Consider the following 16111-nt stretch of genomic DNA (forward strand, 5'->3'; position numbering starts at 1 on the left):
GATTCAGGCACTCGCTGAAGACGTTACTAGCAAGTACGTCCCTCCTCACGTCAACATCTTTTACTGCCTGGGTGGAATTACCCTAGTTTGCTTTCTGATCCAGTTTGCTACTGGATTTGCGATGACGTTCTACTACAGACCAACAGTCGCCGAAGCTTTTACTTCAGTGCAGTACATCATGAATGAAGTCAACTTCGGTTGGCTAATTCGCTCCATCCATCGCTGGTCTGCCAGCATGATGGTATTGATGATGATTTTGCACACCTTCCGGGTTTACTTGACTGGTGGTTTCAAAAAGCCCCGCGAATTGACCTGGATAAGTGGTGTCATCCTGGCTGTGATTACTGTTTCCTTTGGAGTCACCGGCTATTCCCTACCTTGGGATCAAATTGGCTACTGGGCTGTGAAAATCGTTAGCGGCGTACCAGAAGCAATTCCCGTGGTTGGCGTTCTGATCTCAGACCTACTACGCGGCGGTTCTAGTGTTGGTCAAGCAACACTAACTCGTTACTACAGTGCACACACCTTTGTGCTGCCTTGGTTGATAGCAGTCTTCATGCTGTTTCACTTCTTGATGATCCGCAAGCAAGGCATTTCCGGTCCTTTGTAATCTTAGCGATTAGCGAAAGGCAACATTTGTCAGTTCCCAGATGAAGTTGTTTGTTTTAAACTTATGAAACACAAAAAATTAATTGTACATAAGTTACAAAAAATAAACACTTGGATCTGAAGCTGAAAATTGTAGACACCCTCCAGGCGGCTGACCGTAGACAGATAAAATACTGCTTGCTGCCTGCTAGGGGTTGCCTAGTAGCTGATAGCTTTCACAAATGCTTTAATTTAACTTAAGCAGGAGAGCATATTTCAAAATGTCAACACAGAAAAAACCTGACCTGAGCGATCCTCAGTTAAGAGCCAAACTGGCTAAAGGCATGGGTCACAATTACTATGGTGAACCAGCTTGGCCTAATGACCTACTTTACGTATTTCCAATCGTCATCATGGGTTCATTTGCTGCGATTGTGGCTCTAGCTGTGCTAGATCCCGCGATGAACGGTGAACCAGCAAATCCTTTCGCCACACCATTGGAAATTTTGCCAGAGTGGTACTTGTATCCAGTCTTCCAGATTTTGCGATCGCTTCCTAACAAACTTTTAGGAGTGTTAGCAATGGGTTCCGTACCAGTGGGGCTGATTCTCATTCCCTTTATTGAGAACGTCAATAAGTTCCAAAACCCTTTCCGCCGTCCAGTTGCAACCACAGTATTCCTCTTGGGTACCCTTGTCACTCTGTGGCTGGGTATCGGTGCTGCCTTGCCATTGGATAAATCTTTGACATTGGGACTATTTTAAATTAGTCACCACAAAGTGCTTTGACGCCTGTGAGTTTTAAGAGCATATTGTAGATGTGCTTTTGAAAGAAATTAACAGGCGTCAATTTTAATAGTTCAGATTGCATCTTGGATTTGAAGTTTTGGCTTGAAAAATTATTCCAAAATCTAAAATCACCAAAAATCAACAAATACAAGCATTTTTTACCTACTTAACGTAAGTTGCTAGTTATAACCCTCGATATGCCAAAATCGTTCATATCTTTTAGATTTTTTCATATCAGAGAGATTTTGCGAATAGCGCCGAATTTAATAACTAGCAACTTAGGTTTACCTATATTCAAGTCACAGTTAATGCTTAGCATAGTGCGGCAAGACCATCTGACAGTTAAGAGCGAACTCAGGCTCTTAAACCAGGTACAAGAATGGTTTGAGCAATTTTGTCTGCAACATTTGTCTCAACTTGGCTGGTCAAAAACCCAACTTGATCGCCTCAATTTAGCATTAGCAGAAGGCTTTACCAACGCTGTTCGTCACGCTCATCATGCCCTACCCCCGGAAACACCCATTGAGATTAAAGTTTATCTGTGGATTGACCGATTGGAGATTAGAATTTGGGATCATGGAAAACCTTTCAATCCCGATGCGATCGCCGAGCCAGAGCCAGGTACTCTACAAGTAGGTGGTTATGGATGGTTTCTCCTGCGGCGCTTGGCTGATCGTGTTGTCTACGAACGTGGTTCAGATGGGAGAAATTGCTTGCTCATTGTCAAATACTCTGTAGAAGCACAAAAATAAAAGTGAAGTAGTCAAGGTAAAAGAGGGTGCGCTAGCTTGGGATAAGGCTTGCCTTTTCTACCAAACGCTACGCATAACTTTCTTCTCCGTAGGAGTACGGCGATTTTACCCAGAGTCGAGCCACTTGCTTACAAAAAAATTATGAGATGAGGCAGTTTCTGCTTAAGTAAACAGTTATTTGCTTTATAATACTATAGTCTTTTTGAAAAAGATGTGAATTGGGATAATTATGTTTTTTAAGTTAAATTACTTAGTTATTATAATTTTTTTGTAAGATCTAAAAAATATTGTTGTATAAAAAAAATTAGTGAATGCAGTAAACATAGCATTAGAGTTATCGTAGTTCCGTTGTTAAGGTTTGTCAGCAGTGTTGAGAGTCTTATTTTTGGTCTCCAACAAGTGCCATTTAGTGCTTAAAGAGATAGAGGAAATAGGGGAAAAAAGATGATTAAGACAGCCCTAATCACAGGAATTACTGGTCAAGATGGCTACTACCTCAGCCATCTGCTTCTCAATCGGGGTTACAGAGTTGTGGGATTAGTACCTCCACATCGACAACCTAATTTGACAAAACTAGGAACACTGGCAAATCAGGTAGAAATTTTTACGGTTGACTTGAGGGATAATGTAGCGCTTTTGACCGCAGTTGAACAACTGCGCCCCCAAGAAATTTACAATTTGGCGGCTCCCAGTTTTGTACCCGATTCCTGGAATGATCCGTTGGGAACCTTGGATTTGATCACTGGTACGGCTACCAGACTCTTGGAAGCAGTACGACGGGTTGGTTTATCTACCAGATTTTATCAAGCTAGCAGTTCAGAAATGTTTGGAGATGTACTTGTTTCACCTCAAGACGAGGAAACCTCTTTTCGTCCCAAAAATCCCTATGCTGCGGCAAAGATGCACGCCCATTGGACAATGGTGCATCACAGGCAGCATTATGGACTATTTGCCTGTAGTGGAATTCTATATAACCATGAGTCTCCTCTCCGCCCACCTCAGTTTGTCACCCGCAAAGTTTCTTTAGCAGCTGCATCAATTAAATTGGGTTTGACTGATACCTTAGAAATGGGTAACTTGGATGCCAAACGCGATTGGGGCTTTGCTGGGGATTATGTAGATGCGATGTGGCGAATGTTGCAAGTAGATGAACCAGAAGAATACGTGATCGGCACAGGTAAGTTACACAGTGTCAGAGATTTAGTTGCTATAGCCTTTGAATCTGTCGGATTGGATTGGAAATTTTATGTAACCCAAAATACTAATTTATTGCGAAAAGACGAGCATTTTGAACTAGTTGCCAATCCCAGTAAAGCCAAAAGAAACCTTGGCTGGGAACCCCAAGTCAGCTTTGAAGAACTTTTAGAAAAAATGGTAAAAACAGATTTAGAGCGATTACAAAGCGGTGCGATCGCCTTTACAGCCCCGAAGGGTTTGGAACAAACCCTTCCCCTCGTCCCTTGAAGGGACGAGGCAGCCTTCCTTCAGGAAGGCTGGGGGCAAGGCGCACTACGCGATCGCCCCCTTACCGCAAGTGTAAATAATCCAATATGCGTATCACTACAGTGACAGAAAGCCTCAAATTAGGTGATAAAGTTAATAAAAAAACTAACCATGTCTTTGTGTTTCTAGAAATTTTTGCCCACGAAGGTGGTATTCAATCATATATAAAGGATATTTTTCGCGCCTATCTGGGATTGAGCCAAACCTACAAGGCAGAAGTCTTTTTGCTGCGAGATAGTCCTGATAAATTAAATGTTTTTGAAGACGAGAACTTAAAATTTCATTACTTTAAAAACCAATCTCCCCAAATGGGGAGACTGCAAATGGCGGCAGCTTTACTTAAGTGCCTGTTGCAAAACCGTCCACAGCAAGTTTTCTGCGGTCACATTAACTTAGCAGTATTAATCAAAACCCTCTGTCAGCCGTTGGGTATTCCCTACACCGTGCTAACTTACGGTAAAGAAGTCTGGGAACCACTCAAAAATCAAGAACGTCGTGCCCTGACATCAGCAGCTGGAATTTGGACAATTAGTCGCTACAGTAGCGATCGCGCTTGTATTGCTAATGGTATAGATCCGAAAATAGTCCAGATGATGCCTTGTGCAATTGATGGAGATAAATTCACTCCTGGTTCCAAGCAGTCAGAATTAGTCCAGAAGTATAGCTTGACTGGTGCTAAAGTGTTAATGACAGTGGCGCGGTTATGGTCAGGGGATATTTATAAAGGCGTAGATGTAACGATTCGGGCATTACCACAAATCGCTCAGGTTTTCCCAGAAGTGAAATATTTGGTAATTGGTCGCGGTGATGACCAAGCGCGATTGGCGCAGCTGGCAAAAGATTTAGGTGTGAGCGATCGCGTCGTGTTTGCTGGTTTCGTTGCCACAGAAGAATTAATGGAACATTACCGCCTTGCTGATGCCTATATTATGCCTTCGCAAGAAGGGTTTGGCATTGTTTATCTGGAGGCAATGGCTTGTGGAGTACCTGTATTATCCGGTGACGACGATGGGTCAGCCGAACCCTTGCAGGATGGTAAACTAGGGTGGCGAGTACCACACCGCAGTCCTGATGCTGTAGCAGTGGCTTGTATAGAAATGCTTCAAGGGAATGACCAACGATGTGATGGGCAGTGGTTGCGAGAGCAAGCGATCGCTGTGTTTGGCATGGATGCCTTTCAAAAGAGGTTGCAAAAAATGCTTCTATCCTCAGTCCTAAGCCATTAGTCGAAAGCAATATTTCTTCACCCTTGAACGCCAGTTTGTACAAGTCGGGAGACTTTTGCGGCTCGATTACTCGCTACCGCTTTTCTACGACACATTGCGCGATCGCTAACATCATCCAACTGCTCTCCTTGACTCTTTGCTAAAATCGCTATCCTAGAGGGAGAGCAGGATGATATTTAAAAAATGAGCTTTAAGACATTTCAATTGAATCTTTTAAATCTCCGCCCTTGGCTCACCCTGCTAGCAGTTGTTTGGTTGCTGGCATCAGTAGGCTTGGGTTGGTTGGTTAATTCATTGCTAATAATTTTCGGGTTGCTGTTGTTGGCGCCGATTGTGGCTTTCTTTGGCTTTCGTTGGTGGCTGCAACGCAACTTGATTGCTGATCAGTGTCCCGTCTGTGAATATGAATTTACAGGTTTAAATAACAGTCAGTTGCAGTGTCCTAACTGTGGTGAGTCGTTGTTAGTCCAAAATAGTCATTTTCAGCGCCTCACACCAGAAGGCACAATTGATGTTAAAGCTGTAGAAGTACCAGCCCAATCACTGGAAGATTAGTCAAGGGTCGCTGGTCATGAGTCATTAGCAAAGCACAAATGACTAGTGCCATTAGACTCTAAACTATTTTTTTTGTTGCGAGATTGAGAGGGTGTAATTATACTCTTTTTGGGATAATTCGCCCACATGCAGCGAATATTTTCCTGCCTGCCAATAACCAGACAGTTCTGGCTTGCCTCCAGAGTAACTATCTGCTAGTACACAGAAGCGTCCCCCAGGTCCATCGATCAACAATGTTGGCTTTCCTTGACTTTCTACTGTTAATCGCAAGTAAGGCAGTGATTCTGTAAGCTGGATAACTTGATTGGGTACAGAGGTAATATTACCGCAATTACTTTTGAGAGTTCCTCCAGACTTTCCCTTTAAAATAAGTGGATCTGGTTGGAGATTCCGATTAATATCTATCTTTGGTGTCTGTGCCAAATTAGCCTCAGTGAGAATCAAACTCATCGCTAAAGCTGTAGGAATAATTGTCAGTAGCCTAAACGTCTTCATTTTAATTAATGCTCCAGATTGTTTTTAGAGCAATATTGTTATAGACAGTCTGATTTAATTGACGACAGTAATCCGTCTTGGTTCCAAAAGCTATCGTATAACACAACACCATTGAGTTAATGATTTATGGTGCGTAGACGTAGCTAGCACTTATCTGCCAGACGCTACGCGTAGCTTGCTTCCCCGTAGGGGTACGGCGCTGATCAGTGACCACGCCAACGACAAAGTGACACAGTGAACCCTTCGACCCAGGCTCAGGGCAGGCAAGCTCAGGGTAAGACCTGTCGAACTGCTTAGTGACCATCGTAGACATCACTAAAAATCATACCCAAGTATTTAGCCCCAAATATGTGTTTTCCACTAATTCACATCCTTAAGGTTTTTGTCAATTTAAGATTTAGTGACGTACCTACACCGCCTGAGTACAGGTCGGTGTAGGCTTCTCAAATATTCCGTTCGCGCAGCGTGGCGCAGCCAAGAATATGGAGAACTTCCTTTGAGGTAGAATCGGTAACAGAGTTCACTATCACAATTCCACCTTTACGGCGTTTTATACTGGGGAACACGTCCAGCCCCAGTCTCTTTAGGTTGATGCCAGAATTAACATCCCTATCAACCCAGAGTTGTTCGACTTCATCCCAATACTGGCGAATACCCAAATCGGTGAAGATAACTTCGTCACGATATGAGAGTAATTGGGATGTATAAGCAGGATTCTTCGCAATTACTATGGCTCCAGCTTTTGCGGCTATGTTACCTAGTATTTGGAAGAATTGACCAAATGCGGCATCCGACCAAGACAAATTAAGCCCAGATTTCGCACATTGACCGTTGGGAATGAAAGCGCCTGTTTCGTCCTGCTTGGGTGCATTTCTACGGGATAGCCCTTTCAAATTAAGGTCTTCATGAAAGAACACTTTCTTCCCTGTTCTCAGTAATTTGTGAGCAGTTTTGTATTGGAAGTCTTTACGACATCTGGCAATTTTTTGGTGTTGCCGTCCAACTCGATTTGCCAATTTACGGCGGGATTTAGAACCGCGAAGACGAGCGTTCTTTTTCTGCGAAATACGGGTCAATTTGTGTTGACTTTTTCGCAACACTTTAAGCGATGGCAGTTTAATACCTTCAGAAGTGGCAAGATAGTCATCTTCGTGCAGTACCGCATCCATTCCAAGTGAGTTATCCCAAGTTGGAACAATATCAGTGCTGCAAACGGGTATAGTAGTATCTTCTAATCGGAGGTTAACAAACCAACCATCATTCTTTTTAATGAACTGTAACTGTTTTAGGATTGCATCGTCCGGTAAATGGCGATGTGACCGAATCTTGATTAGTCCAATTTTGGGGACTTTGACATACAGGTATTTACCACCAACCGAGCAAGAATGCAGTTCTAATCCAGCACCTTCAATCACAAAAGACCGATAGCGAGATTCTGCAATGAATCGAGGTTTACCGCTTCGATTACCGTTAGAATCACCTGCAATGAATCGCTCAAACGCTTTGTCAACACGCTTGCAAACTTCTTGCAAAGTGTTTGCGGGAACCCGTGAAAAATCTAGCTCCTCGCCCGACCATTGCACTGTTACCAATTCTTTCTTAAGTACTGGTAGACATTTCTTTTGGTTGTAATAATTGGGTTTGTCTCGCAACACAGGAAGCGAAACAACCAATGGGCAACTATTAACGGATGTTCTATTATTTTCCCACCAATCAAATCTGTCTCCTAGCTGCCGATTGTACCAGTACTGGCAAATTCGCAACCAGACGTTAATCTCTAGTTTCTGTTCAGTTGTCGGAAGTGCTTTGTACTGGTAAGTGTATTTCATACTATGATTGTAAATCATATTGCTTTACAGCGCAACCCATGAAGTACCAGGATTCAATTAACATCAGACTCCCAAAAGAAGAGAAGAAAATACTAGATGCCTATTGTAAGAAAGTGAAGCGCAATAAGACGGACCTGATTCGGGAGTTCATTCGTTCATTGGTGAATTAGATAGTTCGTTTCGTCGTCGCTGTCTTCCCTTGCCTCATTTCATTCGGCATTTGTTAGACAGCACTCCTCAACTCACTCGCATTCCTCTCACACTCACCGTTTCGGTGAGTGTGAGGCTCCTGCTGTTTTAGCTGAACCGATTCTCTAAGTGTGGAATGTCGGCTGTAAGGCAACAAGAAAAAACATAAATTTTCCCTGTGCACAAAGGTTTTGCACACAGACATTAGCTAAAATCACTAAAACAACCACCAAAAATAGAATTTGGTTGGATTGTTGTTAAACAAGTGACTTAGCCGAGGGAAAAAAAATTGATGAATCCTCAAAGAGATGAAGACTTGCAGCGTCGCCTCGACAAGCTAGAGGCAGAGATTAATTCCTCACCTGAGGTAGTTCCCCAACCACAACAACAAAAACAGACACCTCAGTTTGGTTTTGCCAACTTGAATTTGCAACTAGAGCGATTTCAATTCTGGTTCAACAGCTTATCTGGGACAAAAAAGCTGGTAGTTTCAGGTGTGACGGTGCTACTCGGCTTGGCGATGCTGCAAACAGTGTTTAAACTGATTGCATCTGTAATCACTCTGGCACTTTTGGCAGCATTAGTGTATGTTGGATACAAATTTTTTGTGTCTAGTAACTTTCAACGTAAGAAGTAGTCTATTTGAATTGTGCCGATCGCGGTGTAGAAATAATGTCAAAGGAAATTATGCAATGACGACACCAATTGTCAGGAGAAGTAATCAATCTGGTCAATCAAAGGAACCGGAAAGAGCCAATTCGCTGCTGCTAGCAAGCAGGCGTTTTGCGGCTTGGGCGGCTGAAGTCACACTAGTGGTTAGCAGTGGGTTGATTCCCTTCGGCATTGGTGTCTATGCCAATACTAGAAGCGATTTTAACCGAGTGCCGCTTAACCCCGTGCTGGTAGTAACAGAAAGAGCGATCGCTAGGCCATTGGCTTTGCCTGTTAGCTATGGTATCCGTAACGTAGCCTGGCCGACTAATATTTTGTGGATAGTAGCTCTACTAGCGCCTGTAACTCTTTCGTGGTGGCAATTGTATTTATTGGCTAAGACTGGTAGCACAATTCCTAAACGTTGGTTAAAAGTGCGGGTTGTCAACGAGCAAGGGATGCCGCCCGGATTGGGGGCAGTTGTGATCAGAGAAGGAGTTGGGCGTTGGACTGTACCCATTTCCATCGCTTATCTGCTGTGGCGCTACAGCTTTGCTTTTCCTAATTTAGGATTATTTACATTTTTGTGTTTGTTAATGATTGTGGGTGAAGGGATAGGCTTACCCTCGCGCCGGGGGCGTCGCGCACTGCATGATCAACTTGCAGGCACTCATCCAATAGATACACTCTTAGCTAGCAACAGACAAGTTCAGTCTGCTGGCGGTAATGATGAAGCAGAAGAATGGCAGCAGGGAAATGAAGAATTAGCTGTGCCTAAAGCAAGTACTGTGTCTGACGCAGCCCAAACTAACCAGCGGCCTAATGTGTGGCGGCGGATACAGCAAAATCCCAATCTGACTTTGTTTGGGATAGGGCTGACGAGCATGACTGCTGTGCTGGCAACTTTAATAGGCACTCAAGTTTATATCCAAATTCAGCAATCCCAGCGAGCAACTAAGCAAATTAACAGCCAACAGTTCCTCGAACTTGTTAAACAATTGAACCCCAACTCTGAGGCTACTAATAAGGAGCGTGAAACTGCAATTTTGGCTATGGGTGGTCTGAATGAGCCACAGTCTATCAAATTTCTAGCGGATCTCTTGGTTAGCGAAACCAACTCCAGCCTTTTAGATACAATTCAACAAGCTTTGACAACTGTCGGCCCCAAAGCCATCCCGGAATTAAAAAATAAGAATCAGTTTTTGGTGGGTGAACTGGAGCCTGTCGCTAGCACTGCAACCAAAGAGCGGGAATTACGGCAAGAGCGGCTACACAGAAACCAGCGGACGATCAACAAGATTCTCTCTGTTTACAGCGGTAAAATTGAGGGCGTTGATCTTAGTAGCATCCAATTGGGTCAAAGCGGTACTCCAGGAAGTTCCTTTTTCAAATTGGTACTGGACACCGTTGATTTATCAGGAGTTAAATTAAAATCTGCAAATCTTAACCAAGCCAGCTTAAAGGGTAGCCGCTTCCGGGGTGTGGGTGAGGATGGACGCTTGGATACTTATGATGATGCGATCGCTGATTTAAGTCAAGCTCAGTTGCAGCAAGCCAATCTTACTGATGCTAACCTCAGTCGCGTCTTGATGAACCGAATCGATTTGAGCCGCGCCACTCTCAATAGAGCAAACTTATCCAACGCGCGTCTATTTGAGGCTAAACTCAACAGCACCCAACTAGTAGGAGCCGATCTGCAAAACGCAGTTTTGGAAAAAGCCAGCTTGACTGGGGCTGATTTAGGCGATGCTAACTTGAATGAAGCCAATCTGTACGCCGCTAGATTAGGTCGCGCCACTGCCATAGGAACGCAATTATCCTTTGCCAACTTGACTAACACTGATTGGCAAGGGGCAGATTTATCAGGAGCCTATTTGGATCGTGCTAATCTCAGCAATGCTAACCTGGGCGCTACTCGTCTGACTGGTGCTGTTTTGCGTTCTGCCCAGATGCAAAACGTTAACTTGCAAAATGCCGACCTGAGTTTTGCGGATTTACGGGGGGCAAATGTGGCAGGAGCAGATTTTAAAGGAGCAATTCTCGCTCCTAGCAAACAAAATCCAGCAGATCAATTTGTCGAAACCCCAGATTTAGGCTCAGTATCTGCCGTAGTCCAAGGGGTTGATTTTTCTAAAGCCAAAAATTTAGATCCCAAGCAATTAGCGTACATTTGTACTCAAGGAGGCATTCATCCTAATTGCCCGTAGAATTAGAGGGGGCAGAGGGGCAGAGGATGAGAAAGATGGGGGGGACAAGGGAAGAGTTTTCCCAACACCCAATGACAAATGACAAAATTTAAGCTGGTGTGAGGAATTGGGTTATGAAGTATGTTCCATATTCGGTTTCAGTTCTAGGAGCGGGCTTGGTCTTGAGTTTGGCTATGAGTACTCAACCAGTGCAAGCTCAAGTAGCCTATGGCAGTTACATCGGTATAGGCCCCACTGTCGGTATTACCGATGGTATCCAATTCGGGGGAGTTATAGCTGGACGCTACAAGCTTTTGGAAGCACCAATTTCACTCCGCGCCCAAGTGTTAATTGGTAGTAATACAGCAGTTGTGCCAACAGTTTCCTACGATTTCCCCCTCAACTGGCAAGCTGATGCCTACTTGGGTGCTGGGTTAGTGTTGGCTGGTGGTGGTGGTTCTTCTCCTGTGGGCGACAAAATTAGTTTTGCTTTACAGCCGGGCATTGATTATATGATCCCAAATAGTAATACTGTGATTTTTGGCAACGCCATCATTGCTTTTGATGCCTACCGTGATAGCGGTGGTACAGCTATTTCTGTACAAGGTGGTGTTGGTTTGAGATTTTAATAGGCATTATCTAAAAATAAGGGTTTCAGCCCTGGCGATCGCCCCCTTGAGAATGAAGAGGGGAAAAGTTCTTTATTCCTAACCTTTTCCGCCTGTTGGTAAATCTTCCACCTCGAACTCAAACCCTACAGCGATCGCTATCCTGAAGAAGCGTTAAACTTCATTGCAAATTTAAGAAGTTAGTCCAAACAACGCGATAATTTTGGTCATGAAGAGAAATAGCACAGGATTAACACAGGAGAACACAGTGGCAATGGAATCAAATTTGTTAACGGATGCGGGCGCAGATGAAGTAAATCAAGATTTCAGTGAATATGTCGCCAACCTGCAACTTCATATGAGTTTGCAAGCCCGCAATCTTGTTCCAACCCTGCAACAAACACTGGTAGATAGTCGCCAGCAATTACTCCATCAAACCCAAGCCCACTTTGAAAAGCTAGTTTCTCGACAAGGGCTATAATATATATACAAATTTTAATCAAAATTCCCATAAAATAAAGGCAGATGTTGTTGGGTCAATGCCAATGGTGTTCTCACAAGGTCTGCTTTTTCTGCTTTTTTTAAGTATTGAGTTACTAAAATCGCCTTTTTAGCGCAATAGTAAGGAGCAGAAAGTAGTTAAAATGATTGCAGCAGTTCCTTTGAAGAGCAGTTAGTTAAGACTAAATGGCGGCTCGAATTAAAATGACTTCATTACTTCCCCGAACCCTCAACGTTGTCATCCGACCAGTCCAATACCGGGATCTGGACGGGATTGAACGCATAACTCAAGAGTCATTCGCAGCCCTCACTCCCAAGGGAGCAGGTTTTGCCATCAACCAGATGCTCATGTTGCGTCGCTGGTATGGATTACTCAAATTTTTGAGTTGGTTTCCTAACCCGCTTCAGTATCACCTCTGTGCCTACATAGCAGAGCAAGGGCGTGTACTTCTAGGGATGATTCAAGTGTCACCTTTTAACCGGACACGCAGTACTTGGCGGATTGACCAAGTGCTGTTGGAGCGTGGTGTTGATAAACAAGGAATTGGCTCGCAACTTTTGCGTCATTGCTTTGAATCGATTTTGGAAGCTCGCACTTGGTTACTGGAAGTTAACATCAACGATACAGAGGCGCTGGCACTATATCGACAAAATGGATTTCAGCGTCTGGCAGAAATGACATACTGGGAAATTGGGTCAGAATTACTGGCTGAATTGGCACAAGCAGAGCCAGATTTGCCCAATCTCTTACCAGTGAGCAATGCTGATGCCCAGTTGCTATATCAACTAGATACGGCATCTATGCCACCTTTAATCCGTCAGGTTTTTGACCGCAACACCCGCGACTTTAAAAGCAGTTTGTTCGGCGCTTTAACTGATGCAGTGAAGCAGTGGGTGACGAAAACAGAAGTAGTCAGTGGCTACGTATTTGAACCCCAACGCAAAGCTGCGATCGGCTATTTTCAAGTACAACTTGACCGTAAGGGCGAAGTACCTCACGTTGCGACGCTGACGGTTCATCCTGCTTATACCTGGCTGTATCCAGAATTATTATCTCAGCTAGCTCGTATTGCCCAAGATTTTCCCCAGCAAGGGCTACAACTAGCTTCCTCAGATTATCAGGCAGAGCGAGAGGAGTATTTGGAGCGAATTGGAGCAAAACGTATAGAACATACACTAATTATGTCTCGCTCTGTGTGGCACAAGCTACGGGAGTCTAAATTCGTCTCTTTAGAAGGAATCCAGTGGACTGATATGCTGCAAGGTCTACAACCGGCACGCAAACCAATACCAGGTGGGATGTCATGGATACAACCAGGAAAGTTGCCATTGTCAGATAAACCCCTGCCAAGTAAGTCAGAACCGCTTAACTTTTCGGGAAAAGACACTAGCCTTGAAGCATTGCCGATTCCTGAATCAGCAGATGCAGAGCAGGAGAATTAGTGTGATATCCCAGGAGGAACCAAAGTCGTTTATTTCAGCCTTGGGACTAGATTTTGGTCGCAAGCGGATTGGTGTGGCAGGGTGCGATCGCACGGGTTTAATTGCCACCGGGATTACCACAATTGAGCGCGCATCTTTTGAGCAGGATGTCGAGCAAATCCGACAGATAGTTAATGAACGCGAGGTGCAAATTCTCGTCATGGGCTTACCTTATTCAATGGATGGCTCACTAGGATTTCAGGCGCGTCAAGTTCAGAAATTTACTACAAGACTCGCTAAGGCTCTAAAACTGCCTGTGGACTATGTGGATGAGCGATTAACTTCATTTCAAGCAGAGCAACTGATGATCGCCCAGAACCTCTCACCGTCACGCAATAAAGGTTTGATTGACCGGAAGGCAGCCTCTTTGATTTTGCAACAATGGTTAGATGTTAAACGTGCTAGTTCTCGCAGTTCAGTGGCAGCTATTGAGTATTGATACCTTTTAACATGATATTCTAAAAACGATTACCCAGCAGTTGTATCTATCTCTAAAGCTATTTGTTGACATAAACTGTCATTAAATAGTAAAGCGATTTTCAAACTTGCTGATATTTATTTATTAAGTTATACATTTGACCATGTTTCCCTCTCCATTTCCTGAAGAAAATGATGACGATCATGCGGGTTCCATCACTTTAACCGATGACAAAGGGCGATCGCTCGAATGTTACATTGAGCATTCCCTGGAGGTAGATGGACAAGAATACGTTTTACTTCTTCCTGTAGACTCACCTGTAGAAATTTTTTCTTGGGAAGGTGAGGATGAGGAGGAAGAAGCAGTTCTAGTAGAAGATGACAGCACCATTGAGCAAATTTTTGGCACTGCCCAAGCTGTGCTATCTGAGCAAAACCTGATACTGAAGAACACAGCTTATGCTCTGACGGTGGCAGGTGATTTACCGCCAGTTGAAGAATCAGAACTTTTCACTTTAGAAATTGAAGACGACGAGGCAGAGTTAGAGCCGGAGCAATTACAGCTACTCGCTAGTTTCTATGATGAAGATCAGGAGTATGCAATTTATACACCCCTTGATCCCCTGTTGTTTTTTGCACGGATAGCAAAAACAGGTAAACCGGAATTACTCTCTCCAGAGGAGTTTCGCAAAGTGCAGCCTCTGTTAGAGGAACATCTTTTTAATGAAGTGGAATAAGATGAAAAATTCAAAATTTAACATTTTGAATTCTTTAATTACAACTTCCCATTTTAATCACAATCAACTTTAACTTTTACCATGTCCCATTAAATAGGGAAGCAATGAAACATTGACACTAAATTGGGACTATTAGTATTGTTTAAAATTCTGGAAATAGCATTTTAGTTGGTAGAGATTTTCAATCGAAAATCCAAAATCGTTCGATGGTTCCTGAGCCTTGTCGTACCCTTCTCCTGTCGGAGACGCTACGCGAACGGGAAGCAAGCTACGCGTAGCGTCCCGCAGGGAAGGACTGAGCGTTCGTGTAGCGTCTCGGAGAGAAGTCGAAGTCCCAAATCCAAAATTGACATGAGGTGCTGAAAATGGCTTATAGCGACTTTACATTAAGTAAATTTAAAAAGTCATTCAGCATCCGCATTGATGAAGAAACTGATTTATTTGCCAATATAGAATCTTTACAGGCAAGTGAGAAACTCAAAAATTCTTTAGAAGAAACTACAGAATTGGCTTTAGCAATTAATACTGAAAAAGCTCGTTCAGAAATGATTATTACTCCGATATTGTTGGAGGTAAGACGCAGAGCTAATTATCCAATTAGTTTATTTTCGAGAACAGATTTTAATGTAGATGCAGAAAAAGGTCTGAATGGCTATTGTGACTTTATCATCAGTAGTTCTAAAGAGCAACTAACAATTAATGTGCCTGTGGTGGTTATTATTGAGGCAAAAAATGAAAATATTAAAGGTGGATTAGGTCAATGTGCAGCAGCACAATTGTTCAATCAACAAGAAGGAAATGAAATTAGGAAAATTTACGGTGCAGTAACAACGGGGGATATTTGGAAGTTTTTGAAGTTAGAACAAAACGATGTATTTATTAGACATCTCCGAAAAATAATGCATGACCCCTCTCCAAACCTCTCCCCGAAACGGAGAGAGGCTTTAATTCCCCCTTCCCTACAAGGGAAGGGGGTAGGGGGGTTAGGTCTGCGCGTAAATTTAAGGTTTCTAAATCTTTTCCGGAGATGTCTATTGATTTGAAAAATTATTACATCAAAGAGAGAGATAAAATTTTAGGGATTTTATCTCAAAATGTTCACGATGATATTCCAAGATAGAGTTAGACTAACTAAACTGTATTGGGTTATGCTCATTTGTCTGGAGCTACTTACGTTTGACTGCTAACTATGACCTGGAACAATCTTTTACAGCCTGACTTGATTTTAGAAGGTTCAGTGTTGAACCTAACACTAGATATTATCCAACAATATGGGCTGAAGGGGCTGGTGTTGGATGTGGATGAAACTTTAGTACCTTTTACAGTCGGGATGGCTTCCCCAGAACTACGCGAATGGGTAGAAGAAATCCGTACCTGTACTGCATTGTGTTTGGTGAGTAACAATCTGAGTGAAGCACGAATTGGTGGAATTGCCCGATCGCTAAACTTGCCTTACTACTTAGCAGCAATTCTCATTTTGGAAAAAATAGGGTATTAACCCCGATTTTGGAATTGAAAATATAGTACAAAATAACTAGTTTTTCAGCCAGAGGCAATGGCTAAAAAAACAATTAGGTCGAATAATTAAGTATAAATACTTGATA

General features: G+C 43.2%; 17 protein-coding genes and 1 pseudogene. 16 read left to right on the top strand and 2 right to left on the bottom strand.

Annotation, left to right across the window (positions count from 1 at the left end):
• Position 1: 1 nt before the first annotated feature.
• The 6 genes from petB to ACEW80_RS24740 all read left to right on the top strand — a co-directional run bounded on the left by petB (position 2) and on the right by ACEW80_RS24740 (position 5412).
• On the top strand, positions 2–610 hold the full coding sequence (gene petB / locus ACEW80_RS24715; protein ID WP_373529127.1) for a cytochrome b6: 609 nt from the start codon (positions 2–4) through the stop codon (positions 608–610).
• Positions 611–869: 259 nt separating this feature from the next.
• The gene (petD, locus tag ACEW80_RS24720; protein ID WP_373529128.1) at positions 870–1352 is read left to right on the top strand and encodes a cytochrome b6-f complex subunit IV; all 483 of its coding nucleotides are present in this window, start codon (positions 870–872) and stop codon (positions 1350–1352) included.
• Between the two features lie 332 nt (positions 1353–1684).
• On the top strand, positions 1685–2128 hold the full coding sequence (locus ACEW80_RS24725; protein ID WP_373529129.1) for an ATP-binding protein: 444 nt from the start codon (positions 1685–1687) through the stop codon (positions 2126–2128).
• 444 nt (positions 2129–2572) lie between these two features.
• Positions 2573–3592: a GDP-mannose 4,6-dehydratase gene (locus ACEW80_RS24730; protein ID WP_373529130.1), complete on the top strand. Its 1020-nt coding sequence runs from the start codon at positions 2573–2575 to the stop codon at positions 3590–3592.
• An 86-nt stretch (positions 3593–3678) separates the two neighbouring features.
• Positions 3679–4857: a glycosyltransferase gene (locus tag ACEW80_RS24735; protein WP_373529131.1), complete on the top strand. Its 1179-nt coding sequence runs from the start codon at positions 3679–3681 to the stop codon at positions 4855–4857.
• 183 nt (positions 4858–5040) lie between these two features.
• Positions 5041–5412 (top strand): hypothetical protein, encoded by a 372-nt coding sequence (locus tag ACEW80_RS24740; protein WP_373529132.1) that lies wholly within the window; start codon positions 5041–5043, stop codon positions 5410–5412.
• A gap of 63 nt (positions 5413–5475) precedes the next feature.
• Here the strand turns inward: ACEW80_RS24740 and ACEW80_RS24745 are convergent, their stop codons facing one another.
• The gene (locus tag ACEW80_RS24745) at positions 5476–5907 is read right to left on the bottom strand and encodes a hypothetical protein (protein ID WP_373529133.1); all 432 of its coding nucleotides are present in this window, start codon (positions 5905–5907) and stop codon (positions 5476–5478) included.
• A gap of 443 nt (positions 5908–6350) precedes the next feature.
• Positions 6351–7736 carry an RNA-guided endonuclease InsQ/TnpB family protein gene (locus tag ACEW80_RS24750; RefSeq protein ID WP_373529134.1) on the bottom strand — a complete coding sequence of 462 codons (1386 nt, stop codon included), beginning with the start codon at positions 7734–7736 and terminating at the stop codon, positions 6351–6353.
• Between the two features lie 38 nt (positions 7737–7774).
• On the opposite strand from ACEW80_RS24750, the gene ACEW80_RS24755 reads away from it, so the two are divergent.
• The 10 genes and pseudogenes from ACEW80_RS24755 to ACEW80_RS24800 all read left to right on the top strand — a co-directional run.
• Entirely contained in the window at positions 7775–7906 is a 132-nt protein-coding gene (locus ACEW80_RS24755) for a ribbon-helix-helix protein, CopG family (protein ID WP_373529135.1), read from the top strand.
• A gap of 311 nt (positions 7907–8217) precedes the next feature.
• Positions 8218–8562 carry a hypothetical protein gene (locus tag ACEW80_RS24760; RefSeq protein ID WP_373529136.1) on the top strand — a complete coding sequence of 115 codons (345 nt, stop codon included), beginning with the start codon at positions 8218–8220 and terminating at the stop codon, positions 8560–8562.
• Between the two features lie 55 nt (positions 8563–8617).
• The gene (locus tag ACEW80_RS24765; RefSeq protein ID WP_373529137.1) at positions 8618–10783 is read left to right on the top strand and encodes a pentapeptide repeat-containing protein; all 2166 of its coding nucleotides are present in this window, start codon (positions 8618–8620) and stop codon (positions 10781–10783) included.
• Positions 10784–10896: 113 nt separating this feature from the next.
• On the top strand, positions 10897–11391 hold the full coding sequence (locus ACEW80_RS24770) for a hypothetical protein (protein WP_373529138.1): 495 nt from the start codon (positions 10897–10899) through the stop codon (positions 11389–11391).
• A gap of 253 nt (positions 11392–11644) precedes the next feature.
• The gene (locus ACEW80_RS24775; protein WP_373529143.1) at positions 11645–11851 is read left to right on the top strand and encodes a hypothetical protein; all 207 of its coding nucleotides are present in this window, start codon (positions 11645–11647) and stop codon (positions 11849–11851) included.
• Positions 11852–12075: 224 nt separating this feature from the next.
• Positions 12076–13314 carry an N-acetyltransferase family protein gene (locus ACEW80_RS24780; protein WP_373529139.1) on the top strand — a complete coding sequence of 413 codons (1239 nt, stop codon included), beginning with the start codon at positions 12076–12078 and terminating at the stop codon, positions 13312–13314.
• Positions 13295–13792 (top strand): Holliday junction resolvase RuvX, encoded by a 498-nt coding sequence (gene ruvX, locus ACEW80_RS24785; RefSeq protein ID WP_373529140.1) that lies wholly within the window; start codon positions 13295–13297, stop codon positions 13790–13792. The genes ACEW80_RS24780 and ruvX overlap by 20 nt, the downstream gene beginning before the upstream one ends.
• Before the next feature lie 142 nt (positions 13793–13934).
• A complete protein-coding gene (locus ACEW80_RS24790) occupies positions 13935–14507 on the top strand; it encodes a DUF3727 domain-containing protein (RefSeq protein ID WP_373529141.1) in 573 nt (190 codons plus the stop codon).
• Between the two features lie 365 nt (positions 14508–14872).
• On the top strand, positions 14873–15550 hold the full coding sequence (locus tag ACEW80_RS24795) for a hypothetical protein (RefSeq protein WP_373529142.1): 678 nt from the start codon (positions 14873–14875) through the stop codon (positions 15548–15550).
• A 146-nt stretch (positions 15551–15696) separates the two neighbouring features.
• Positions 15697–15975: pseudogene (locus tag ACEW80_RS24800) on the top strand (YqeG family HAD IIIA-type phosphatase); the annotation flags it as partial.
• Positions 15976–16111 lie beyond the last annotated feature (136 nt).

It is taken from the genome of Nostoc sp., from assembly GCF_041747015.1.
In the GTDB taxonomy this organism is placed as follows: domain Bacteria; phylum Cyanobacteriota; class Cyanobacteriia; order Cyanobacteriales; family Nostocaceae; genus Nostoc.